Annotated in this window: 24 protein-coding genes, 1 tRNA gene and 2 pseudogenes; 16 read left to right on the forward strand and 11 right to left on the reverse strand. The window is 37.4% G+C overall.

The window, feature by feature from the left end; genetic code table 11:
- Positions 1-38 precede the first annotated feature (38 nt).
- Positions 39-935 (forward strand): CHC2 zinc finger domain-containing protein, encoded by an 897-nt coding sequence (locus KZC02_RS22955; protein WP_221390817.1) that lies wholly within the window; start codon positions 39-41, stop codon positions 933-935.
- Between the two features lie 545 nt (positions 936-1,480).
- Here KZC02_RS22955 and KZC02_RS22960 read toward each other — a convergent pair.
- From KZC02_RS22960 to tilS, 8 genes and pseudogenes are all read right to left on the reverse strand, one after another.
- Complete coding sequence (locus tag KZC02_RS22960) at positions 1,481-1,657, reverse strand: HNH endonuclease (RefSeq protein WP_221390818.1); 177 nt, start codon at positions 1,655-1,657, stop codon at positions 1,481-1,483.
- A gap of 44 nt (positions 1,658-1,701) precedes the next feature.
- Positions 1,702-2,205 carry a hypothetical protein gene (locus KZC02_RS22965; RefSeq protein WP_221390819.1) on the reverse strand — a complete coding sequence of 168 codons (504 nt, stop codon included), beginning with the start codon at positions 2,203-2,205 and terminating at the stop codon, positions 1,702-1,704.
- Positions 2,162-2,566, reverse strand: coding sequence for a DUF262 domain-containing protein (locus KZC02_RS22970; protein WP_221390820.1), 405 nt, complete (start codon positions 2,564-2,566; stop codon positions 2,162-2,164). Before KZC02_RS22970 ends, KZC02_RS22965 begins: the two co-directional genes overlap by 44 nt.
- A gap of 2 nt (positions 2,567-2,568) precedes the next feature.
- Positions 2,569-2,838: an adenine-specific methyltransferase EcoRI family protein gene (locus KZC02_RS32600; protein ID WP_221390821.1), complete on the reverse strand. Its 270-nt coding sequence runs from the start codon at positions 2,836-2,838 to the stop codon at positions 2,569-2,571.
- Between the two features lie 14 nt (positions 2,839-2,852).
- Positions 2,853-3,658: pseudogene (locus tag KZC02_RS22980) on the reverse strand (adenine-specific methyltransferase EcoRI family protein).
- A 220-nt stretch (positions 3,659-3,878) separates the two neighbouring features.
- On the reverse strand, positions 3,879-4,517 hold the full coding sequence (locus KZC02_RS22990; protein ID WP_221390823.1) for a hypothetical protein: 639 nt from the start codon (positions 4,515-4,517) through the stop codon (positions 3,879-3,881).
- Positions 4,518-4,758: 241 nt separating this feature from the next.
- Positions 4,759-4,843, reverse strand: a tRNA-Ser gene (locus KZC02_RS22995).
- Positions 4,844-4,945: 102 nt separating this feature from the next.
- Positions 4,946-6,289 carry a tRNA lysidine(34) synthetase TilS gene (gene tilS, locus KZC02_RS23000; RefSeq protein WP_221390824.1) on the reverse strand — a complete coding sequence of 448 codons (1,344 nt, stop codon included), beginning with the start codon at positions 6,287-6,289 and terminating at the stop codon, positions 4,946-4,948.
- 154 nt (positions 6,290-6,443) lie between these two features.
- Here tilS and KZC02_RS23005 point away from each other — a divergent pair, with 154 nt between their 5' ends.
- The 11 genes and pseudogenes from KZC02_RS23005 (at position 6,444) to KZC02_RS23055 (ending at position 16,038) form a co-directional block, all read left to right on the forward strand.
- On the forward strand, positions 6,444-8,006 hold the full coding sequence (locus KZC02_RS23005) for an OstA-like protein (RefSeq protein WP_229253740.1): 1,563 nt from the start codon (positions 6,444-6,446) through the stop codon (positions 8,004-8,006).
- Between the two features lie 182 nt (positions 8,007-8,188).
- Positions 8,189-8,803, forward strand: coding sequence for a T9SS type A sorting domain-containing protein (locus tag KZC02_RS23010; protein WP_221390825.1), 615 nt, complete (start codon positions 8,189-8,191; stop codon positions 8,801-8,803).
- 75 nt (positions 8,804-8,878) lie between these two features.
- Positions 8,879-9,799 carry an outer membrane protein assembly factor BamD gene (locus KZC02_RS23015; protein ID WP_221390826.1) on the forward strand — a complete coding sequence of 307 codons (921 nt, stop codon included), beginning with the start codon at positions 8,879-8,881 and terminating at the stop codon, positions 9,797-9,799.
- A gap of 61 nt (positions 9,800-9,860) precedes the next feature.
- Positions 9,861-10,172, forward strand: coding sequence for a DNA-directed RNA polymerase subunit omega (locus tag KZC02_RS23020; RefSeq protein ID WP_221390827.1), 312 nt, complete (start codon positions 9,861-9,863; stop codon positions 10,170-10,172).
- 134 nt (positions 10,173-10,306) lie between these two features.
- Positions 10,307-11,515: a bifunctional phosphopantothenoylcysteine decarboxylase/phosphopantothenate--cysteine ligase CoaBC gene (gene coaBC, locus KZC02_RS23025; protein WP_221390828.1), complete on the forward strand. Its 1,209-nt coding sequence runs from the start codon at positions 10,307-10,309 to the stop codon at positions 11,513-11,515.
- Positions 11,512-12,429 carry a DUF4835 family protein gene (locus KZC02_RS23030; RefSeq protein ID WP_229253741.1) on the forward strand — a complete coding sequence of 306 codons (918 nt, stop codon included), beginning with the start codon at positions 11,512-11,514 and terminating at the stop codon, positions 12,427-12,429. Before coaBC ends, KZC02_RS23030 begins: the two co-directional genes overlap by 4 nt.
- 9 nt (positions 12,430-12,438) lie before the next feature.
- Positions 12,439-12,690 carry a hypothetical protein gene (locus tag KZC02_RS23035; protein WP_221390830.1) on the forward strand — a complete coding sequence of 84 codons (252 nt, stop codon included), beginning with the start codon at positions 12,439-12,441 and terminating at the stop codon, positions 12,688-12,690.
- A gap of 124 nt (positions 12,691-12,814) precedes the next feature.
- Positions 12,815-14,470, forward strand: coding sequence for a DNA repair protein RecN (gene recN, locus KZC02_RS23040; RefSeq protein ID WP_221390831.1), 1,656 nt, complete (start codon positions 12,815-12,817; stop codon positions 14,468-14,470).
- Positions 14,471-14,502: 32 nt separating this feature from the next.
- Positions 14,503-14,694 (forward strand): hypothetical protein, encoded by a 192-nt coding sequence (locus KZC02_RS32085; protein ID WP_229253742.1) that lies wholly within the window; start codon positions 14,503-14,505, stop codon positions 14,692-14,694.
- A 247-nt stretch (positions 14,695-14,941) separates the two neighbouring features.
- Positions 14,942-15,600: pseudogene (locus KZC02_RS33405) on the forward strand (SCO family protein).
- 24 nt (positions 15,601-15,624) lie between these two features.
- Positions 15,625-16,038, forward strand: coding sequence for a cytochrome c (locus tag KZC02_RS23055; RefSeq protein WP_221390832.1), 414 nt, complete (start codon positions 15,625-15,627; stop codon positions 16,036-16,038).
- A 74-nt stretch (positions 16,039-16,112) separates the two neighbouring features.
- Here the strand turns inward: KZC02_RS23055 and lptC are convergent, their stop codons facing one another.
- The 3 genes from lptC to KZC02_RS23070 are packed head-to-tail and all read right to left on the reverse strand — an operon-like array spanning position 16,113 to position 18,699.
- Positions 16,113-16,688, reverse strand: a complete 576-nt coding sequence (lptC, locus tag KZC02_RS23060; protein WP_221390833.1) for an LPS export ABC transporter periplasmic protein LptC — start codon at positions 16,686-16,688, stop codon at positions 16,113-16,115.
- 15 nt (positions 16,689-16,703) lie between these two features.
- The gene (locus KZC02_RS23065; protein ID WP_229253743.1) at positions 16,704-17,993 is read right to left on the reverse strand and encodes an outer membrane protein transport protein; all 1,290 of its coding nucleotides are present in this window, start codon (positions 17,991-17,993) and stop codon (positions 16,704-16,706) included.
- Positions 17,977-18,699 carry a type III pantothenate kinase gene (locus tag KZC02_RS23070; protein WP_221390834.1) on the reverse strand — a complete coding sequence of 241 codons (723 nt, stop codon included), beginning with the start codon at positions 18,697-18,699 and terminating at the stop codon, positions 17,977-17,979. Before KZC02_RS23070 ends, KZC02_RS23065 begins: the two co-directional genes overlap by 17 nt.
- Positions 18,700-19,228: 529 nt before the next feature.
- Here KZC02_RS23070 and rho point away from each other — a divergent pair.
- From rho to KZC02_RS23090, 4 genes are all read left to right on the forward strand, one after another.
- A complete protein-coding gene (rho, locus tag KZC02_RS23075; RefSeq protein WP_221390835.1) occupies positions 19,229-20,992 on the forward strand; it encodes a transcription termination factor Rho in 1,764 nt (587 codons plus the stop codon).
- A 156-nt stretch (positions 20,993-21,148) separates the two neighbouring features.
- A complete protein-coding gene (locus KZC02_RS23080; RefSeq protein ID WP_221390836.1) occupies positions 21,149-22,129 on the forward strand; it encodes a hypothetical protein in 981 nt (326 codons plus the stop codon).
- A 31-nt stretch (positions 22,130-22,160) separates the two neighbouring features.
- Complete coding sequence (locus KZC02_RS23085; RefSeq protein ID WP_221390837.1) at positions 22,161-22,397, forward strand: hypothetical protein; 237 nt, start codon at positions 22,161-22,163, stop codon at positions 22,395-22,397.
- Positions 22,394-22,921 (forward strand): hypothetical protein, encoded by a 528-nt coding sequence (locus KZC02_RS23090; RefSeq protein ID WP_221390838.1) that lies wholly within the window; start codon positions 22,394-22,396, stop codon positions 22,919-22,921. Before KZC02_RS23085 ends, KZC02_RS23090 begins: the two co-directional genes overlap by 4 nt.
- The last annotated feature ends 36 nt before the right edge of the window (positions 22,922-22,957 follow it).

The raw sequence follows: 22,957 nt of genomic DNA on the forward strand, positions 1-22,957 counted from the left end.
AGAAATAATTCCTAATAATATTAATGCATCAACATTCTATGAAAAGTACAAATAAGTTTAGCAATGAACAGATACTCGCAGCAAAGAATAAATCCATTGCCGGATATCTTAAAAGTCAAAATATTGAACCTGTTAATATGATAGGCGGGGAGCTGGTTTATCTTTCTCCGTTACGTTCTGAAACTACACCTTCATTTTATGTCAATCCGCAAAAAAATATTTTTAATGATTTTGGTGGTACTGATGAAATGAGAGGTGACTCGATCAGGCTCGTTCAGCAATTTAGAAAATGCAATTTTACTGAAGCAATTGAAATTCTTTTGGGATCTGACTTTTTAGGTACTTATTCCTTTTCTTTTAGCGGCCTACCTGACTTAGATAAACAAGATAGTAGAATACAAATCAAATCCGTTCATAAGTTAAAAAACAGTGCTTTAATCCGGTATGTAACAAGTCGGGGTATTTTATTGCAACATGCCTTTGATTATTTAAGTGAGGTACATTACGAAGTTGATGGTAAACAATATTTTGCTGTTGGCTTTAAAAATGATAGTGATGGATTTGAACTAAGAAATAGCTTAGGATTCAAAGGTAAATCAGATAATGGGATAACTATTATTGATTTGGGCACTGAATCAGTCAGTTTATTTGAAGGAAGTTTTGATTTCTTATCAGCATTGAGGCACTTTGGCACCGATAAACCGACAATTACAGCAATAATCCTTAACACTACGAACAACTTAAGGTTAGCCTTACCAGTAATGTCTAACTGTAAAATGATAAACTGTTATCTCGACAATGACTTATCAGGTGAAAAAGCCGTACAGAAGTTAATTAAACACGGTTTTCTTGTTAAGGACTGGTCTAAGATTATTTACCCTAACGATAAGGATTTTAACGAATATTTGATTAATAACCGTAACAAAGCGGTATGAAATAATTCCTTACCGTTTACCCCATATTATACCCCATTTAATACCCCATTCAATATTAACAATCGAAACTGTATGAATGCTATAAAAAAGTGTTTGATGTGTAAAATCAAGTTTGAAGCAAAAAGGTCAGATGCAAAATTTTGTTCACCAGCTTGTAAAGTTAAATCTCATTATTATCGGCAAAAAAAGGAGACACGGTTACAGTTGAGACTAACCAAGTTTTTTATTTAGATGAATACGAACAGGTAGCAAAGGGGACCGGCCTTGACAATGACGTAATGCCTTTAATTATGTATTGCTTTTACCGAAAAAATTTGAATGGTAATCCAACCTTAAAAGAGACTATAGATTATTTTAATGCAGTTTTTGACAATTCTTCCAGAATTCGTAATTTAAATTCCTATCAAGTATTTGAAGAAGAATTTTTATCTGGTAGAATTTCTGTAGAAATTCATAAACTAAATGGTAATTCTGGCTAAGTGATTAAATAAGATATACATATATTTTAGACGAAAAAACAGTATACGTCGATAAATTTGAGATTCTTATTTTCCTGATTTTCTTCTGTTATCATCTTTGCATAACATTTGACAATTAGTTTCAATCGTTTTCCCACCTTCATGCCATGGCTCTATGTGGTCTGCTTCCATTCCGCTAATATCAAAATACTTGCCGCACTTTATGCAAATTCCTTTCTGTTTTTCATATACTTTTTGTCTCATGCTGTCAGAAAATGCTCTAATTCCAAGATATCTTTCATCACGTGTTAGGATATACGGGTAAATCCCGTTTTTCTTTCTATGTCATCATCTAAAACAAGCTTAGCAATTTCAAGTTCTATTGCCTTTGTGTCGTATATTTGATTACCATATTTGTTAAATAAAATGCCCCAATCAACTCCCTTCATATATTTCTTGCGTTTCACTGTGAAAGTCGAATTAACCCAGGTAATTACAGATTGAAAATATATCCACAATGCAGTTGCATTTGGGTCGTGTTGGTGTTTTGCCATATAATTTTCAATATTATCTTCAGAAATCCAAGAGATAGCTGTTTCCAAATATTCCTGCCTATTTGCTGAACCAACAAGATAGTCTCCGCCAATATTTAAAGCTACGCAACCGTTTTTACTAAAATATCTCTTTGCGTCTGATACCCATGATCCAGTATAAACGGCGTTTCGCAATTCTTGATCAGTTAGTTTTAATCCTGCAATATTTATAGTTTTAAACCACTCTAGGCTTTTCGCTTTCTGTTCCACTACAAACATAAACCATCAGTTTGTAGTCTAATATTTGTACTTGTTCATCATTTTTAAGGTTATGAAAATATCGGTTTGAATAGGCAAAATCCCCATTCACATATTGACAAATTGAAATAGTGCGTTGTTGTCCATCAATTACTTCAAAAGTTCCGTCAGCACGAACTGCCCAATACATAACGTTTAAAGGGAAATTTTTTGTTATTGTGTTGATGACAGCATCTCTTTGTTTGTCTTTATAAATGAATTCTCTTTGATAGGGTGGTCGAATATCCAAATTACCTCCAAATCCAACAACACCGTTTTCGGCATTGTCTTGGAAGTCATCTGACAATTCCTTTATCGTTATTTCTTTGAGGGTTATATTCATGATTATTTTCTCTTAATTAAAACGCGAGCATACAATTGAACATAGTATTCATTATCTACAATATAATAAGTTTTATCTTGTGGAGGATAAGATAATTTAATTGCAGCTCCATCATTCAATTTAGTTACAAGTGATTTTTTTCCAGTAACATCCACTTGTATCTGTTGTGGATATATTCTAGTTCTTAAATGAAATCCTAATTTTTTAGTAATTCCAATGATTTCAAATTGTTCAGGATTGTATTTATCAATGAAAGTAATTGGCACTCCCATCACTCCATGATAATCTAGGAAATTTCAGAAACTTTATCAACATTAATGGCATCAAAGTTGTCATACTTTGGATATTCATCAGGATTATATGTCTTGTAAAGTATTATATCCTCATGGCGTTTTGAAATATCAAGATTTGTAAACCATACAATACTTCCCATACTAAAAAACTTTTGCCCGTTTTCGATCTTCTTTCTTGATTCGGTTAATATGTCGTAATCGTCATTTACCTGAAACCATTTTGTTCCGCCATTGTCTACTCCTAACCAAATTTTATCTTCTTGTATTATGTTGAATACCTCTTTATATGTTATGGCATTTTGATGCCCAATTATTAAAAATTTTTTGTCGTATTCAATAAGTTGCGCAACATACTCACGGAATAAAGAAAACGGCGGATTTGTTACTACTATATCTGCTTGTTTTAATAGTTCAATGCATTCTCTACTTCTGAAATCTCCATTGCCCTGCAAAGGCCGTATGCCAATTTCCTCAGGATTTGGAACATTATCTCCATTTTTATCTCCATCGTACTCTAAGTATATTGCTCGTTCGGAAGAGTGTTGACTAAATAAATCAGCGTCTTGACTTTTATAACAAGTTGCGATTAATTTTTTTAGACCAAATTTCTCAAAGTTGTAAGAAAAAAGTGAAAGAAATTACTTACCCTTGGATCATCACAATTGCATAGAACAACTTTGTCTTTAAAGTATTTTTTGTAATGTTTCAGTTCCTTCTCAATATCAGACAGTTGAGTGTAAAACTCATCATTTTTATCAGTCTTAGCTTTTGCAAGATTTGTATTCAAAGATTTGGCCATTGATTTTTATTTCGTTGATCTTTTTAAGGTCTAATGTATAAGTATATAAATTTCTCTAATTTAGAGAAGACATAGAATAGCCCGGCAATTATCAATATTTAATATTCTATTATCCTTTTACTCCAGACTGGGAGCCAAATTCAAAGATTATTATATTAATATTTTCAAAAGTTTTACTCTTTTATACTGATTAGAAGTATATCCTACTTAGTAAAATGGTCTAACTGTTGCATGGTAAATACACATATTTTTCTTCACCATCTGTCAACGTCAATTTCAATACATTCCCTCCGGTGAAAGCTTCCGCTATATCCTCTAAATTGCCAATTTCAAATTTAATAGGCACGTTATCCGTATTAGGGACATATAATCGAAATTCATTTTGATGCTGAAAGAATTTGTTTTTGTGAAAAATGTTAAGTTCTCCTGTATATTCGTTTTCATAGTAAGTAACTTTACGAAAGCTTACATTGGTAAAACCTATTTGTTTTAATCCATTTACTACCCTTTCTATAAATACACGTGGATTATGAATAATGATCAACGCTTCTCCAAACTTACTTATATTGATATTTATATTTTCTGATGAACCGTTAATATGCTCTGAAGTTAAACCACTCATTGAATAGATATTGCCTTTCTGACTTCCGAAAGAGTTTATTCTTAAGTTAATCGACTTCATTGTAATGCCGTCTTTTTCAATATCTTTATTAATATCATAAAGAGTTATTTCCGCATCTTTCATGTACTCTCTATAAACTAAACCTTCATCGGGATCTGTTCTATCAGTATTTTTATCACAGTCTCTAAAAAAATCGTAAGTATTCATATAAATCTCACCCTTTTTTAACAGGCTCATAATATGGTCAGGTTGTGACCTCTTAATAATTATACGTAGTTGCTGATTCTGCATAATTTTATAGTTAAAATAAGCAGTTTGAATTATGAAGAGACATTGTAGTCAATTGGTTAGAATCTACTTAATACGTATAAAAGAGAGTAGTGTACTCTTCAAAAACAAGGAATAACGAGTACAAAAAAATTATGATAAAAGAAAAAACCCTCAATACAATCTGTATCAAGGGTTTTTTACTTTTTTGTAGAGAGAGAGGGATTCGAACCCCCGGACCTGTAACAGTCAATGGTTTTCAAGACCATCGCAATCGACCACTCTGCCATCTCTCTCTTTCCAGTTTCAGCGTTTCCGAAACGTGGTGCAAAGGTAACAACAAATTCCTTACCTGCAATAGCTGATCATAAAAATTGTTGAAATTTCATTTCGAACTCTCAGATTTTTCTAATCCATTCCATTCGGATCATAGTTTGTGTTTGATCCGTGATCCTGTATCTTTCATCAGTCCGGATGCCGATTACCCAGATAATTTCTCCGTTTCCGTTTACAAGTACACTAATTTTTTCCTTTTGATAAATATTCAGTTTCAGGTCTATCAACACATCGCTCACTTTTTTGCGTTTTCCTTTCATTCCGAACGGACAAAAAATATCGCCCGAAAGCCATTGTCTTACCATGAGGGGAAATGATAACATATCTCCATCTACATACGCAATGTCTTTTGATTTCTCAATTTCTAATCCTGGCTGTTTAATTTCCGGGCTCATATGCAGACAATCGTCGGCGAATGAATAATCTCCTTCAGATTTGTTAATGATAACAGAATCTGTAATTGTTTCTCTTTCAATGGGTTTTAAAATTAAATCTTCCCTGTCTTTCAAAAGCATATGCGAGTCTGAGTGAAAAATCTTTCCTGAAAGAGCACGCAGGGATTTCGCAATTTGCATTACCTGTGAATATCGAAACCCATAATTGTTTAGAATATGCCAAAGCCGGTATGCAGGTTCAGTGCTGGTAAGTAATGCAGAAATAGAAATATGTAATTGTCCGTCGGTTTGCCGGACAGCATCCTTTTGCCAATTTTCCAAGAATTCAGTCAGCAATGATTCCGCAGCACGCATTTTTTCCGATGTGATGAGAAACGTACTTTCAAGCGAAGGGTTCATTTCTTTTAAAACGGGTACAATCCTTTTCCTGACAACATTTCGTTTGTAATCGAGCGACTGGTTAGACCGGTCTTCACGCCAGGAAAGGTTATTTTGCCTTGCATAATCCAGTATTTCATCCTTGGTTGCAAAGAGGAGAGGACGTATCAGAAAATTATTCTGTACCGCAATTCCATGTAGTCCGGCTATTCCTGTTCCTCTTACCAGATTCAGTAAGGTTGTTTCCAAAGAATCATTGGCATGATGTGCAGTTGCGATCCAGTCGAATGAGTTTTCTTTTCTAATTTTTTCAAACCAGGGATAACGTAAATCGCGTGCTGCCATCTGCGTAGATATCGCATTTTCTTTAACAAAAGCTTTGGTGTCAAATAGCTTTGTGTATACCTGGAAACCATAATATTCACCCAGTTCTCTGACAAATACTTCGTCCTGATCGGAATCTTCGCCTCTTAATCCAAAGTTACAATGAGCAAAACCTGCCGAAAATCCCGCTTTGTGGAACAAACTCGCCATGACAACCGAATCCACTCCGCCGCTAATAGTTAAAAGTGTGCGTTGGCCGGACAGATGCAGCTTTTGTTGGTTAATAAAAGTTAAAAAAGAATCCAACATAACCCTTCGGAACGTAATTGATGTAATTTTGGCGTATATTAAAAATAGCTCTTTTATCGCAGGATCTTGCAGCATGAGAACATTGTCAAAGGTAAAAGAAACAAAAGCAACATGGATAAAAAAATATATAAGTAATTGCAACCCTTTCAAACTTTTGCGCGTCATAGTTATTAAAGAGAATATGTTTAGGCTGGCGTTCTTTGTTATATTGTTTACATCTCATTATGCATTGGCTCAGAAGGTTTTACCTTCTCCACAGGCAGCACAGAATACAGATCTGGTTGAGATTATCAAATCGGATGAGCTGGAAATCCTGAATACAAACGGAGTGGATACCAGGCGTGTGGTGAACGGTGTTTTTAAACACAAGGGTGCTTTTTTATACAGCAATCTGGCGATTCAGAATATCAGTACAAATGTGATTGAAGCGTACGGCAATGTTAAAGTTGTTCAGGGAGATACCATAACAGTTACTGGTGATACCCTTTTTTATTACGGAAACAGCAGGCTGGCTATTGTAAGCGGTCGTCAAACTGTTTTAAAAGATAAAAAACGAACACTTACCACCAGGAAAATTGAGTATGACATGGCTAACGGAATTGCCAATTACAAAGTGCCTGGCCGTACTGTGGATGAAGAGAATATCCTGACAAGTAAAGAAGGATTTTATAACACACACACCAAGGAATTTACTTACTACAAGAGCGTCAAATTAGTTAATAAAAAATACACACTTACCACTGACACTTTACTTTACAATTCGATTACGAAATGGTCTTATTTTAACGGGCCAACCAGAATTGTTAATAAAGATGGTACGGTTGCCGGAACAAAAGGACAATACAATACAGAATCGGCCGAATCGTCTTTCAGAAACAGAACGACGGTAGATAATGATACGTATACGCTCACTGCGGACTCTTTGGTAGTGGATGGTAAAAGGAATAACGGACAGGGAAAAGGTAACGTTGTTTTTGTTGCAAAAAAAGATAAAACAGTGCTGAATGGAGATCAGGGATATTATTGGAAAGATATAGGGTTTTCTAAAATATTCGGTCATGCTTATGTCAGGAATATTATATCAAATGACACACTGTATATCAGGGCCGACACACTTTATTCGTACGAAAATAAAACAGATAGTACGAGAAAACTGGTTGGGAATAAAAATGTTTATATTTATAAGTCTGATTTCCAGGGTAGGTGCGATTCAATTAATTACAATACGGCTGATTCGATCATCAAGTTTTTTCGCAAACCGATATTGTGGAGCAGTGAACATTACCAGATGGAAGCAGATACGATTACGGCATTTCTGGTTAACAATGAAATAAACAGAATGTTGCTGAAAGGTAAGTCTTTTGTAATTACAGAGGATACATTGGTAAAGCAGTTTAACCAGGTAAAGGGAAGAGTTATCAATGCTTATTTCGGGCAAAAAAATACACTGAAACAAGTATTGGTAGATGGAAATGGTGAAAGTGCTTACTATGCAATTGACGATAAAGAAAAAATGATTGGCTTAAACCGGGTCGAATGCGGGAAAATGAATTTGTTATTTCTTGACAATCATGTAAACCGTATTTCTTTTATTGGAAAACCCGATGGAAGGCTTATTCCACCCAAACAAATAAAGCCATTAGAGCGGCAATTGGATGGATTTAGCTGGCGAATCGCAGATAAACCGACGCGTTCAAAAACAATGTGGAAGGAATAAAATTCTGGTTACATAAATAATTAAATTATAAATAATGCAGGCATGATTTTTTATTTAAAAAATAAATAAGGCCGCTCATACAATATATTTTGAAACTACAATTATTTCTCTATATTTTTGTAAAATACTTTTGGGTTGAGCCTGTACTCAAATTGTCTCAAAAGTATTATTTTCTTATTACTATGAAAAAAACTGTACTATACTTATTGCTTTTCATATCTGTTACCTGGCAAAGTTTATCAGCTCAGTCGGTAGCAAATGGCAGCCGCCTGAATATGACTGTAAAGAAAAAAGCTGCTGTTGCTGAGAGTCTCAGATTTTCAGGCCTTCCTGCAGGTTTAAGTTATAAACCGTTGTCTTTACAAAATCCTAAGGCGTTAAATAATTTTTACCGTTCATTTCTGTTTTCTTCATCAAATACCTCTGATAATTCTAATGTAGTGATTTCGGATGTTGAGATAAACAGTGTAGATAAAAAAATAACTTCTGCTGAAATATCAGCAAAATCGGAAGAGCAGCTTTATGTAAGTAACCAGATTACAGTCTCGAATATATATCCCAACCCTGCCAGTGAATATGTAGAAATAGACTATACCATTTCAGCGGGCCTTCGGGATGCGAAACTGATATTTTACAATGTACTTGGTTCGCAGATGGCAGAATATAGCCTGAATAAAAGCGAAAGAAAGTTGCGGGTCAATACAAGTGAAATGCCAACAGGACTTTATTTTTACCAGCTTGCCCTGGACGGGAAAAAAGTGGCAACGAAGAAAATGCTGGTGCGTCATCAGCAATAGAACTTTTAAGTACACTTTATTCAGCTACGCTTTCGTTATGGATGGTGTAGCTTTTTTATTACCTTTGCACTCAATATGCGAAAAAACAATCTGGCGAGTTATTTCTTGCTCATTCTTACAGTTCTAATTATTGCTTCCTGTAGCAAATTTTCAAAGTTACAGAAGACAGGGAACGATCAGCAAAAATACGATGCTGCAATGACTTACTATAAGAAAGGCGATTTCTATCGTTCTGGCTTACTGTTTGAAGAACTTATTCCTTTACTGAAAGGAAGTACTGAATCCGAAATGGCGCAGTTTTACTATGCTTATACCCAGTATCAGCAGGGCCAGTACAATACGAGCCAGTTCCTTTTCAAGAAATTTTACGATACATATGCAAGAAGTGATTTTGCTCAGGAAGCATTGTACATGCATGCATTCTCTCTTTATAAAGATTCTGCTCCTTTTAATCTGGACCAGACCAGTACATTCACGGCTGTTTCGGCGTTGCAGGATTTTATAAATACTTATCCCGACAGCCCGTTTCGGGAAGAATGTACAAAATACATCCTTGAGCTGAGGTCTAAACTGGAAAAGAAGGCATACGAAAAAGCAAAACTATATCACAAAGTGAGTGATTTTAATATGATGTCACTTAAATCTGCTGTTATTTCAATTGATAATTTTCGTAAAGATTTTCCTGATTCTAAATACAATGAAGAGCTTTCTTTCCTGAAAGTAGAATCACAATATAATCTGGCATCCAACAGTTTTTCAATCAAACAGAAAGAACGGTATCAGGATGTAGTGAAATTCTATAAAGAGCTGATTGACAAATATCCGACAGGCAAGTACCTGCGGGATGCGGAAAGAATGTTTGAAAACAGCCAGAAAGAACTTGAATTTATTGCAAAAGCAGAAGTTGAAAAACAGAAGCTGGAAGTGAAACCTGATTCAGGAGCTAAACCAACCAAGGTTACTGCACCGTTATCAGTAGAGCCGAAAGGCCAATAGGACAGAGGTACTGTTCAATCAGAGTGTTTTAAAATTTTATAACTATATCACCAAAGTAAGTATGGCAACGAATCCATCCATCATTACCCGCGATCCGGACAAAATAGCAGACGTTACCGGAAATTTGTATGAATCTGTATCGATCATCTCTAAAAGAGCACGTCAGATTTCAAGCAAAATGAAAGAGGAGCTGAACAACAAACTTGCTGAATTTGCATCTGGAGTGGATAATCTGGAAGAAGTTTTTGAGAACCGTGAGCAAATCGAAATTTCCAAGTTTTACGAGCGTATGCCAAAAGCTGGAAGTATGTCTATTGATGAATTTATTGAAGGAAAAACATATCACAGCTTCAGGGATACAACTGAGGAATAATTTGCCAGGATTTAAAACCAGCCGTACAAATAATTTATTTTATTGATACGGCTGGTTTTGTATTTAAAAGAATAGCAGATCATAGGTAAGGTTAATTTTTTAATGATAAATCATGTGCACCTGCACTGCTGAGATTGAAGCTCAAAGGTAAAAAGTTACTCGTTGGTGTAACCGGAAGTATTGCAGCTTACAAAGCGGCTTTACTTGTCAGGTTGCTTATAAAAGAAGGTGCCGAAGTTCAGGTGATTATGACCAAAGCGGCAACTGAATTCATTACTCCGCTCACACTTGCCACACTTTCAAAACGTCCGGTTTTTACTTCCTTTACCAATAGCGAAAACGGAACGTGGACAAATCATGTGGAGCTGGGATTATGGGCAGATGCCATCGTTATTGCACCTGCAACTGCAAAGACACTTTCCCGGCTTGCTTCGGGTAATTGCGAAGATTTGCTTACGGCTGTTTATTTGTCGGCCAGATGCCCCGTTTTTTTTGCACCAGCCATGGATGTTGATATGTACCAGCATCCTTCTACGGTCAATAATATAAATACGCTGATTGGTTATGGTAATTTTTTAATCGGATCGGAATATGGGGAATTAGCCAGCGGATTAGTTGGTAGCGGAAGGCTGGCTGAGCCCGAAACAATCCTGCAGGTATTGCTAAAACACTTTTCGAAAAATGTTTTGGCAAAAAGGAAAAAGATACTGATCACCGCCGGACCAACAGCAGAACCGATAGATCCGGTCAGATTTATCAGTAACCGTTCCTCAGGAAAAATGGGTTATGCACTGGCCAAAGCTTTTGCTCATGCGGGTGCACAGGTTACGCTTATCAGCGGGCCTACTGACCTGGAAATTCCCGATCCTGAAATTCGCCTTATAAGGGTTGAAACAGCCGAGGAAATGTTTGTAGCTGCGCAGGAATATTTTGACCAAAATGATGTTGTGATTTTTTCCGCTGCCGTTGCTGATTATACACCTGCACACGTAGCACAGCAAAAAATTAAAAAGCAGGGTCAGGTTATGACGCTTGAACTGAAAAAGACCACAGACATTGCCGGAACACTTGGTAGTCAGAAAAAATCTGGCCAGTTGGTCATTGGATTTGCACTGGAAACAGAAAACGAGCTGGAATACGCGATGGATAAACTCCTGCGGAAAAACCTGGATTACATTATTGTCAATTCTTTAAATGATCCCGGAGCAGGTTTTGCGCACGATACGAACAAAATTTCCGTTATTGACAAAGAAAAAAATATAAGCTATTTTTCATTAAAATCGAAAGATGAGGTAGCACAGGATATATTAGGTATTGTTCTGAAAAAATGGAGCGAAGTATGAAAAGGAAATTTATTATGTTTTTTTTCGCGATAGCTTTAAGCTGTTCAGGAAAATTATCTGCCCAGGCTTTTCAATTTACGGTTACAATAAATTCTGACCAGTTGGTAGGGCAGCAGAAGACAGATCCGCAGACAATGAGCCAGCTTCAGGCCTATATGAATGACTTTTTAAACAATACACGCTGGACGGATGATGTTTTTGAAAAGCAGGAGCGGATCCAGTGTAAGTTGAATGTGAGCCTGACACGGTCACTGGCGCAGGGAAGTTATGAAGGTAATGCCCAGTTAGTGATTGCACGCCCGGTATTCAATTCAAGTTATGAAACCGTTCTGTTTACCTACATAGATAAAAACTTCGCATTTACTTATTTGCCTAATACGCAGCTGTACTTCAATGAAACCAGTTATACGTCGGAATTACCTTACGTGCTTGCTTTTTATGCGTACACAGCTCTGACTTTTGATTACGATTCATTCAGTAAATTGGGAGGAACACCATACTTGCAAAAAGCGTTTAATCTTGTAAATCAGGCACGTAATGCATCTACAAATCAACGTGGATGGAACCCAACCGGGAATGCTTTTAACAGGTATAATCTGATTGAAAATCTCATGAGCCCGCAATTCCTGCCTTTTCGGGAAGGAATGTATACGTATTATCGCCAGGGACTTGATATAGCGATTCAAAACCCTGTGGAAGCCAGAAAAAACATTATGAGCGTTTTGGTCGCAATCAACGAAGTTGCCAAATTACGGACGGCAAGTGTAGTCATCAATTCATTTTTAGACGCAAAATCTGACGAACTTTTTAAAGTTCTTATTGAAGCAACGCCCGAACAAAGAACTCTGGCCTATAATTTACTGGTTACACTTGATGCTTCCAGAGCACAAAAATACCAGCGCCTTTCACAGTAACACGTATAAATGATGAGCAAACGTCTTGTCCGGCTAAATCCTGATGCAGTATTTTCAGAGCTCGGAAATGTTACCGGATTGGAAGTAAACGCGGTTTTGAGAAATGGCCTTACTTATTTTGGAAAAATAAAATCAGTTACTTCGGATTACCTCGTTCTAAGCGATGCGCGAAGCCATCTGCACAAAATAGCAATTTCAGATCTTTATGAAATTATTTATGACAGGGAAGATGTCAGAACATCTGCTACTGTTGTAATTTAAAAGTCTCACAGAACCTGATCAATTTCTTATTTGTTGATATCGTAGCTATATTCGTCACGAAGAAAACTGCTTGTCTGTCATCATAAATGTCTGTTTATTTCTTCGGTAACCGGTTTAATAAGAAATGCTTTCTAATTTACTCATTAAGAATTACGCTTTAATCAAGCAATTGGAAATGTCTCCCGATCCCGGATTAAATATTATTACGGGAGAAACAGGAGCGGGTAAATCAATTATGCTTGGTGCAATTGGCCTGCTTCTGGGGAATCGTGCAGATGTAAAATCACTCTATGATACGCGTGAAAAATGTATTATTGAAGGAAGTTTTAATTTGGCAGGTTATGACATGGCACCTAATTTTGAGGAAGAAAACCTTGATTTTTCGGAGGAATGTATAGTCAGGAGGGAAATTTCGGTGGCTGGAAAATCCCGGGCCTTTATCAATGATACGCCTGTAAACCTGGAAACTTTACGCAGGATCAGCAGTCAGCTGCTTGATATCCATTCGCAGCATGATTCTGTTATGCTTGGAAATAATGAATTTCAGCTTCAGGTTGTCGATTCCTTTGCTGTTAACGGCGAATTGCTGCAGGCATATCAAACTAACTTCCAGGTATATAAAAATGCTGTCAGAGCACTTGAAAAGCTGCAAAAGAATGCTGCACAGCTTCGCAGGGAGTTTGATTTCGACCAGTTTTTGTATCAGGAACTAAATGCAGCCAATCTGCGGCCAGGAGAACAGGAAAGTCTGGAACAGGAGCTGACAATTCTGGAAAATGCAGTTGAAATCAGAGAAAGGCTTCAGCTTGCGCATGCCTATATAGATAATCCGGAAGGTTCAATTTTAGAATTTCTTAAAAATACAATTAATTCATTGGGGCAGGCTTCAAAACTTGTTCCTGCTTATGACATTTTAAGACAGCGAGCCCAAAGCTGCCTGATCGAACTGAGAGATCTTGCTGATGAAATTGATAATATCAATTCAACTCTGGAGCTGGATCATTCCCGAACTGAAGTAGTCAGAGAGCGGCTTGATGTAATATATTTGCTTCTGAAAAAACACCAGTCTGGTACAGTTGAGGAACTTCTGGAAATTGAACAAGAACTCGAAGGTAAACTGAACAAAGTTTTAAATTTGGATGAAGAACTTTTAAAAGCGCAAAAGGAAGCGGGCAGGACAGAGGAAGCAATGCGAAAGAGTGCCAAAAAATTGTCGGTGAAACGTCATCAGGTAACCAAGGCTATTGAATCTCTTATTTTAGAAAAATTGTCTGAACTGGGAATTCCCAATGCTTCTTTGTCCATTCAGATCACCGAGACGGCTCCATCACAGAATGGTATTGATTCGGTTGCATTTCTGTTCAGTGGAAATAAAGGAATATTGCCTCAGGAACTAAAACAGGTCGCATCAGGAGGTGAGTTTTCCAGGCTTATGATGGTGATCAAATACATTCTGGCTGATAAACGTAAACTTCCTACAATCATTTTTGATGAAATTGATACCGGTGTTTCGGGAGAAATTGCCAAGAAAATGGGCAAGATGATGCATAATATGTCATTCAGCCATCAGATTATAGCCATTACGCATTTACATCAGATCGCCAGCAGCGGAAATGCCCACTATTTTGTTTACAAAGATCATTCATCTGAAAAAACTGTGAGTAAGATCAAAAAGCTGGCAGGTGATGAAAGAGTAATGGAAATTGCTCAAATGATTGGCGGACATAACCCATCGGAGTCTGTGATACACAATGCACGGGAAATGATTTTGAATAACTAGTACGAATTTTATACTTATTTAACACACCACAAATGAAAAAATATTTCCCTCTGTTAGGACTGTCATTAATTTTATTGTCTTGCGGAACGCAGGATACAGATAGGGTTACGGAACTTGAAGCAGAAGTAATGGCAATACATAACGAAGTAATGCCTCAAATGGATGCGATCATGACATTGAAAGCACAATTATCCAAAAAAATAGTTAGTATGGACAGTCTATAGAATGAAGGGATCAGCGGAAATACACTGGCAGAGGAAAGGATAAAAGCAGTAGACCTGAATCAGAAACTGAATGAATCCGATAAATTAATGATGAACTGGATGCATGAGTACCGGGGAGATTCGGCAAGGAATCTTAAACCCAAACAAGCAATCCTTTATTTTGAAAATGAGAAAAAAGAATTGAAGAGGTAAAAGAATTTACAACGAAAAACATCAACGATACAAAAGCGTTTTTGGAACCTGCATTATGAATAACACAAAGCGAATAGATTATTTTACATCTGTTTTTATTTCTCTGACCTTTTTTGCAATTGTTTCCTGCAATACAAACGAACACAAACTTCCGATTCTGGGAGAACGTGACTGGGTTACTAAAACAGTTGACGGTAAAGAAGTGGTTGATACAATATACAATACCGTTCCGCCTTTTACTTTTGTCAATCAGTATAGTGATACCGTTTCTGAAAATATTGTCAGCGGAAAAATTTATGTAACAGACTTTTTTTTACAAGCTGCCCCACAATTTGTCCGGTGATGAAACGGCAAATGCTTAAAGTTTACGAAAAATTTAAGGACAATAAAGATGTAATGATCCTGTCACACACGATTGATCCTGAACATGACACTCCACAGGTTTTAAATAAGTTTGCGAAGGATTTGGGTATTACAGGAAACCAGTGGCAATTCTTAACCGGGCCAAAAGAAAAGATTTATGAAATAGGCCTTAAAAGTTATATGGTAGTCGCAAAGGAAGATAAATCCGCCGATGGAGGTTTTCTGCATAGCGGCGCGTTTGTACTTGTGGATAAAAATAAACACGTAAGAGGTATTTACGATGGGACAACAGAGGAGGGAACCAGTAAAATAATGGCCGATATCCAGGTTTTGCTGGATGAGTCCAAATAATTATCCATCTGTTTTTTAAATTTCATGTATAAGAGTCTTATTTTCCTTTTGGCCGTATTCACAACTGCTTGCCAAAGTGCCGAAGAGTTAAAAACTGAACAATATTTCGCAGAAGGGTATCAGATATATACTGCCAATTGTGCAAACTGTCATCAGACAGATGGAAAAGGAATGGCAAATTTATATCCACCATTAGCCGGATCAGCAGCATTGAAAGATAAAGCTTTATTGGCTTGTATTATCAAAAATGGAATGAAAGGGGATGTTTTAGCGGATGGTAAGAAATTCAACCGGAAAATGCCTGCAAATCCTAAATTAATGGATCTTGAAATTGCTGAAATTATAACTTATGTCAATATGAAGTGGAATAAAGACAGCGTTTACACAACCACTGAATTCGTTCACAAAACATTGTCAGAATGTAAAGCGGAATTGTAAGTTATCAGTTAAAAGTTTAGAATGAAGAATTAGCTGTTTTCACTCCGAACTTTTCACACTAAACTCTTAACTCCTCACGGTCCTGTGAATTTATAGATCCCCGTTGCTTTACGGAATTTGATGCGCGTGAAATCCTGCTCGGCATCCATACCAATCGCATTTGTGATTTCAGAAGTCCTGTTGTTTTTTACGGTAAGTGGTTTGTCCGTATATACTTTCTTGGTGCCGGGATTCCAGCTCAATTCAGTTGTGGTTAAAATCTCATTCGATTCCGACTTAACAACCCGAACATGGCCTTTGACGATATAAACATTTGAAGCCTTGTCAAAACGGCCGGAGTCAGCACGGAGGCGCGTCATTACTGATCCTGATGGATCGAAGAAATTGATGTTGATCGTATCCGGAAAGATTTTGTTTTCGTTGCTGTATCTCAACGACTGCCGGGTAAGCATCTGGACTTTCTGATGGCCTTGTTCACTGTATTTGATTTCTACTTTATTTACGATTTCAACCGGCCCGTCATAAAGCGCCCCGACCTTGTTTTTATTTTTCTCACATGCATTGAGAAATAAGGTACAGAAAAGGATAATACAAAAATATATGTCATTACCACTTTTATAACGCTGCGTATTTGTTAATCCGGGTAGCATAAAACAGCTTCTCAATTAATCAATTTTTTGTTTTACAAACCACTTTTCAAGAAGTGTAATACCTAAAACAGCCCTGCCATAGCGCTCACGTACCATGCCGGTTCCCATTGCGCCACGTTGCCCTCCGACAAAGGCAATCGAAATGAAATTCTGGTAGCCTCTTCCCATTGGAAAAGTAAAACCTAAACTGACATTGGTATCGTTTACGTCCTTATTATCCACCATGTAAGGCGTTTTTCCATAACTGAACCCAACACGGTATCTAACATTATCAAAGTAACTGAGGGAGGAGAAACGCGGCAGGTATTCAACACCAAGATTAACACGTCCTACATTTTTCAACCCACCATTCTGTTTGTCAAAGCCGCGATACTGAGACCAGGACTGACTGTTATAATCAGCGGAAACGATCAGTTTAAACGGCCATTCCAAACTCATTCCTACCTGATACTGGGTAGGAAGCGTTAGATAACCTTTTATCTCGTTTGTTACTGTATCAGAGGCAGCAGTAATGACGTTTGACCCCTGGCTTAATTCAAATATACTGGTTTGACTTGCATTCAGGTTTGTTTTGAAGCTATAAGAGGCACCTAAGTTCAGGTTAAGTTTATTATCCTTTTTGAGTGGAATACGTAATGCGGCACCACCGCGGAAAGCAAAATCGGAATAAGTAGTACGTTCGCTGATACCAACCAGATAATAAGGAGGCTCTCCAAGAGGAAGCAGAACTTCCGATGCTCTGCGGATATTGCCAAAGAAATAAGAACTTTCAAGACCAAGGCTCAGGTATTTGCCTATCTGGAATGCATTGGTGATAGATGCTTTATTTACTCCTCCTTTTCCGGTAGTGTAATAGACAGCATCAAATGGTGTTCCAGGCACATTTCGGGTAGAAGAATTGTCGAAATCGACGAAACTATATGGTTTAAGGCTTGCACCTAATGTCCACTTAGCACTTACAGGAAATGCCAATGCTACATAGGCAAGGTTTCCTCCTGCGTTTTGTTGTCTGTCAGTTCCCGAAGCAATAGCTTTGTACTGGCCAATTACGCCGATATCAAGGGTAGTAAACCTGTTTTTTACCCATAAAGCAGGATTCAGGTTATTAATTTGGAAGCCGTTAGCGGTACTTACACCCGACTGGCCCATACCCGTATTAGCCGAAAAACCATCTCCATAAAATTCGCCCATACCAAGGGATGAATAAGGAGAATTTCCAAGTCCTTGTGCATTTGTTTGTGTTGAGATCAGACAAATCCAGCCCAGTGTTATTGCGAGTATTCCAATTCTATTGTAAAGCGACATTATATCTTAAAATTCTGTTCAATCCTATTAATACTAACTCCGGGACCACAAAGATGGCCGGTTTCAGGCTACTTTCAAAAAAAGGAATATCTCCGCCACATACTACTACGCGTAAAGAAGGTGATATGTGACGATACCTTTCAATAATTCCTTCCATTTCTGCAAGCACCCCATTCATTACACCGCTTTCAATAGCTTCCTTCGTGCTTTTTCCTATGAAATCCGGTACAGCAACGGGCTCAAATAGCGGAAGCCGTTTAGTAAACGAATGAAGGGCCGCAAATCGCATTTTTACACCCGGAGTAATTAACCCTCCCTGAAATGCACCTGTACGATCCACGAGATCATACGTAATACAAGTTCCCATGTCAATTACCACCAAATCCTTTTCAGGGAAAAGCCAGTTAGCTCCGGCAGCGGCAGCAACCCTGTCTGCTCCCAGCGTCTGTGGAGTTTTATATTCTTTTTTTATTGGTACGGGTATATCAGCTGATAAATCCAGAACCGGAATTGCTAATCCCAGGGCTTCTCTAAATTCTTCAGCAGGCTTATTAACTGATGAATAAATGATTTGATCCGGCAGGTTATTTTGGATTTCCCGAATGAGATCAGGCCAAATTAATCTGGTTTGGTAACTGATTAATTTATCTTCATCAAACCACCCGATCTTAGAGTAAGTATTTCCTGAATCAACAGCGACATTCATAATTGTGCAAAAGTCCTATTTTCTCAGGAGAAATGCTAACAAGTGACGAAACTACAAGGACATTATATACTTAAATATTGTTAAAATGAGCGTTTTTAACCCAAGATAACCGCATTTATTACTGCTATTCATTGTTTTTAGTATTAATAGAAATAATTCACATGTATTAAATAAAATTGATTTGGAATTAAAAAAATATCATCTTACCTTCGTTTCCATAATCCTCGCCCTGATTTCTGAAGTTCTGTTATCCATCTCTCGGTAGCTCTCAACGTTATCTAGGTTGAATTAAAATCAAACGAAAATATTGTTAATACTTCATTTGTATTAAAATTGCAAACTTTTCAAAATTGATCCATCAAAATTTTACGGTTTGTAATGTCAGTCATTTAGGCTTTCACAAAAAATACACATTAACGCATCAATGACCATCACGTGAACAGAGACATACGCTCTCGAAATTTGTCCATTTACATTCACAATCATATTATTCATTAGGTAAAGCCAGCCTTTATCGTACATTTTCTGTATGCTTACAATTGATGAACTAAACCTTAAGCTTCTGTCAGAGCTAAAAGAAATAGCAGGAAACCTTGGTGTTCCTGATTATGCCAAATTGCCCAAAAAAGAAATTATTAATAGAATTGTTGTTCAGCAGGAAGCATCGCAGCCTGCGGAAATAAACAGTAAAGAATCTGATGATGAGCCAAAGAAAAAAAGGGCACGTCGTTCAGGTCCGGATGAATCTCCTGTTCCTGCCAAGGCAATCGGCAGCCGCCCTCCTTCCAAACCAAGAAAAGAAAATTCACCGGTTATTTCTTCTGCCCCGCTTTTTGATAAGACTTTAATATTTGAAAAACCGGCGAATATTGAATCCCGTGAGAGAAACATTGATACGACTCCTGAGGAAAACGATTCGGAAGATGACACACTGAATGATCTTGGTAAAGAGGAGCCAATTGCTGCCGTAGAAACTGAGGAAACCAGCCAGGAAAACGAAATTGTTGAGATTCAGCAGGAAAACAATACTCAGGAACAGCCTGAAAATACACCAAGAGAAGAAAGAACTTCCCGCCAGCCTTCTGATGCAGGTGAACGCCAGCCACAGCAGCAAAATCCGCGCGAAGATCCTTCGTCCAAAATAAAACGCAATTACAATAACTACGTCCGTGAGTTTGACGGCCTGATTATTAATGAAGGTGTTTTAGAAATTATGCAGGATGGCGGTTACGGTTTCCTGCGTTCTGCGGATTACAATTACCTTGCAAGTCCTGATGATATATATGTATCTCCTTCTCAGATTAAATTATTTGGTCTGAAAACAGGCGATACCGTTAAAGGCCAGATCCGTCCTCCCAAAGAAGGTGAAAAATATTTTGCACTTCTTCGTGTAGAAACGGTTAATGGTAAGACAACAGAAGAAATAAGGGACAGGATTCCGTTTGAATACCTTACACCTTTGTTTCCTGATGAATGCCTGAGATTAAGTTCACGCCCGGATCAGTATTCAACCAGAATATTAGATCTTTTTGCCCCGATTGGAAAGGGACAGCGCGGAATGATCGTTGCCCAGCCAAAAACCGGTAAAACCGTTTTGCTAAAGGAGATAGCGAATGCCATCACACGTAACCATCCGGAGGTTTTTCTTTTAATCCTTTTGATCGATGAACGTCCTGAGGAGGTTACCGATATGCAGCGCAGCGTACGTGCGGAAGTAATTGCTTCCACATTTGACGAACAGGCCGACCGCCACGTCAAGGTTGCGAGCATCGTTTTGGAAAAAGCAAAAAGGATGGTTGAATGCGGTCACGATGTAGTAATATTATTAGATTCAATTACCCGGCTTGCACGTGCGTATAATACTGTAGTACCATCATCCGGTAAAATTCTTTCCGGTGGTGTGGATGCGAATGCATTGCACAAACCAAAGCGGTTTTTCGGAGCTGCCAGAAATGTTGAACATGGCGGTTCTTTAACTATAATTGCTACTGCATTAATTGATACCGGATCTAAAATGGACGAAGTGATCTTTGAAGAGTTCAAAGGTACGGGTAACATGGAATTGCAGCTTGATCGTAAACTTTCTAACAAACGGGTATTCCCTGCTATTGATGTAATGGCTTCGGGAACGCGCCGTGAAGATTTACTTTTGGATAAAGAAACGCTGAAAAAAGTCTGGATTTTAAGAAAACATATGTCCGACATGAATGCGATGGAATCTATGGATTTCCTGCTGGAGCACATGAAAGGAACAAGAAATAATGAAGAATTCCTTATTTCAATGAATAGATAACATTGCTCAGGTAAATGGATAAATAGAAAAGCAGCTTGGATTCAGGCTGCTTTTTTTACGATGAATAAATTCTTGTTGGTGTTTATCATATAGAAAGTTATATTTAAGGCAGACAATTACTATTCTGTCGCACTATATAAATAACCCAATCCGGAAATGTTGAACAGCAGAGCATTGTGGTGGAGCTTACTTATTGTCTGGATCGCAGCTTCGACATATTGGCATTTATGTAAAATTCTGGAACTTTGCAGTACTGATTTAACGATTATTGTTGCGGAAGCATCTACTCCAATTATTAGAGAGCCTTTTGTCATTTCTGATTCTTCCCGGTTAACGTTACACTCAAAAGGTAATTTCGCTTTTGCCAAGGGTGGAATTATAGCCGATAAGTCAGATGTATATCCACAAATGGATGCTCTTGCCATATATATGGGTGCAAATCCTGGCAAATTACTGACTATTACCGGATATTATTCTTCGAAGGAAATCAACAATACCATCTTTCCAAATCTGGGATTAGCAAGAGCCAATGATATTAAAAACTGGTTACGGGGAAAGCGAGTACCCGATACTGCTTTTTTGTTAAAAGGACTTAAAAAAGAAAATATTATTTTTATTAATGACTCACTTCAAGGTGGAATACACTTTTCCTTTAGTGATAAATTGATATCTAAGAGTTTAGAAAATGACAAGGAAGATAAAGAAAACGTTAAAGCAGTTACGGAGGAATTAGCTAAATACAATAAAGAAAAGGGCAAAGAAAAGGCTAACGGGTTGGTGAGTGAGACAAAAAATGAAATTATTTCAAAACCGGTAGATATTTATTTCACAGCATCAAGTAAAGATTACATTAAAACCAGCCGTAATCAGAAATTTTTAGATGAAGCAGTAAAGTATTTATCCAAAAATAAGAATGGGAAATTAACCCTGATAGTTCATGCAGGTGGCGAAACAGTTTCAGAAGCAGCACTTGCGCTTTCGGAAAACCGGATCAATAATCTTAAAGGCAGGTTTATTGAATTCGGAATTCCTGCCCAAAACATTATCGTAAAAAAGAGAATGCCGCAGTCATCAGCTTTGGGAAATTCTTCGGAAGGAAAATACGCCAGTGGGATTATAACGGTTGTAGTAAAATAAATCAAGAAATGGTAAAATTAACTACCTGAATATGTACATATTAAATCCTCTTGGAAATCCCGATGCGTTATGGCAGCATGCCGTAATGATTGTTGTTTCAGCAATGCTAGGTTTTATGATCGGTTATGTTACCTGTAAACGAGCCGCTAATAAATTAGAAATGAAGCTGGCTAAACTTGATTCTGAACTTCAGTCATGTAACCTACGAAGAGCCCAGAAAAACCAGAATGTTCCGTTTACCAAGAATGAACCAATAAGTAAAATATGATTTATCTACAGATCATTTCAACAACCAGGCAAATGGCGATCTTTGAAATCGTCGCTATTCTTTCTGTTGCTGCATTACTGGGATATTTGTTGTCGCAACTGCTTATGAGTTCACGATTACGCATATTAAGGGCAGAAGTAGAACAAAGACAAAACGATCTCCGGGAATGTCGGTACATGTTGATTTATGACACCTCCTTCATTGCAGAACCGGTTGTAAAAATTCAACCTAAAATTGAGCACAAAATTTCTGAGCCTGTATCAGTAAGTCCGGACGATTTAAAAATTATTGAAGGGATTGGCCCTAAAATTGAAGAAATATTGAATAAGCATGATATTTATAATTATTCGGTATTGGCGGATACTTCGCCGGTTCGTATTTCAGCAATTCTCAGAAGTGCCGGCCCGCGTTTTCAAATGCATGATCCAACGTCGTGGCCGCAACAGGCAGCTTTGGCAAAAAACGGAAAGTGGGAACAGTTAAACGAAATGAAAAGAAGGCTGATTTCCGGAAATCAGATTTGAAGATTCAAAATAAAACCCGCCTTCAGAAACGAAAGC

The sequence above is a fragment of the Dyadobacter sp. NIV53 genome (assembly GCF_019711195.1).
Taxonomy (GTDB): domain Bacteria; phylum Bacteroidota; class Bacteroidia; order Cytophagales; family Spirosomataceae; genus Dyadobacter.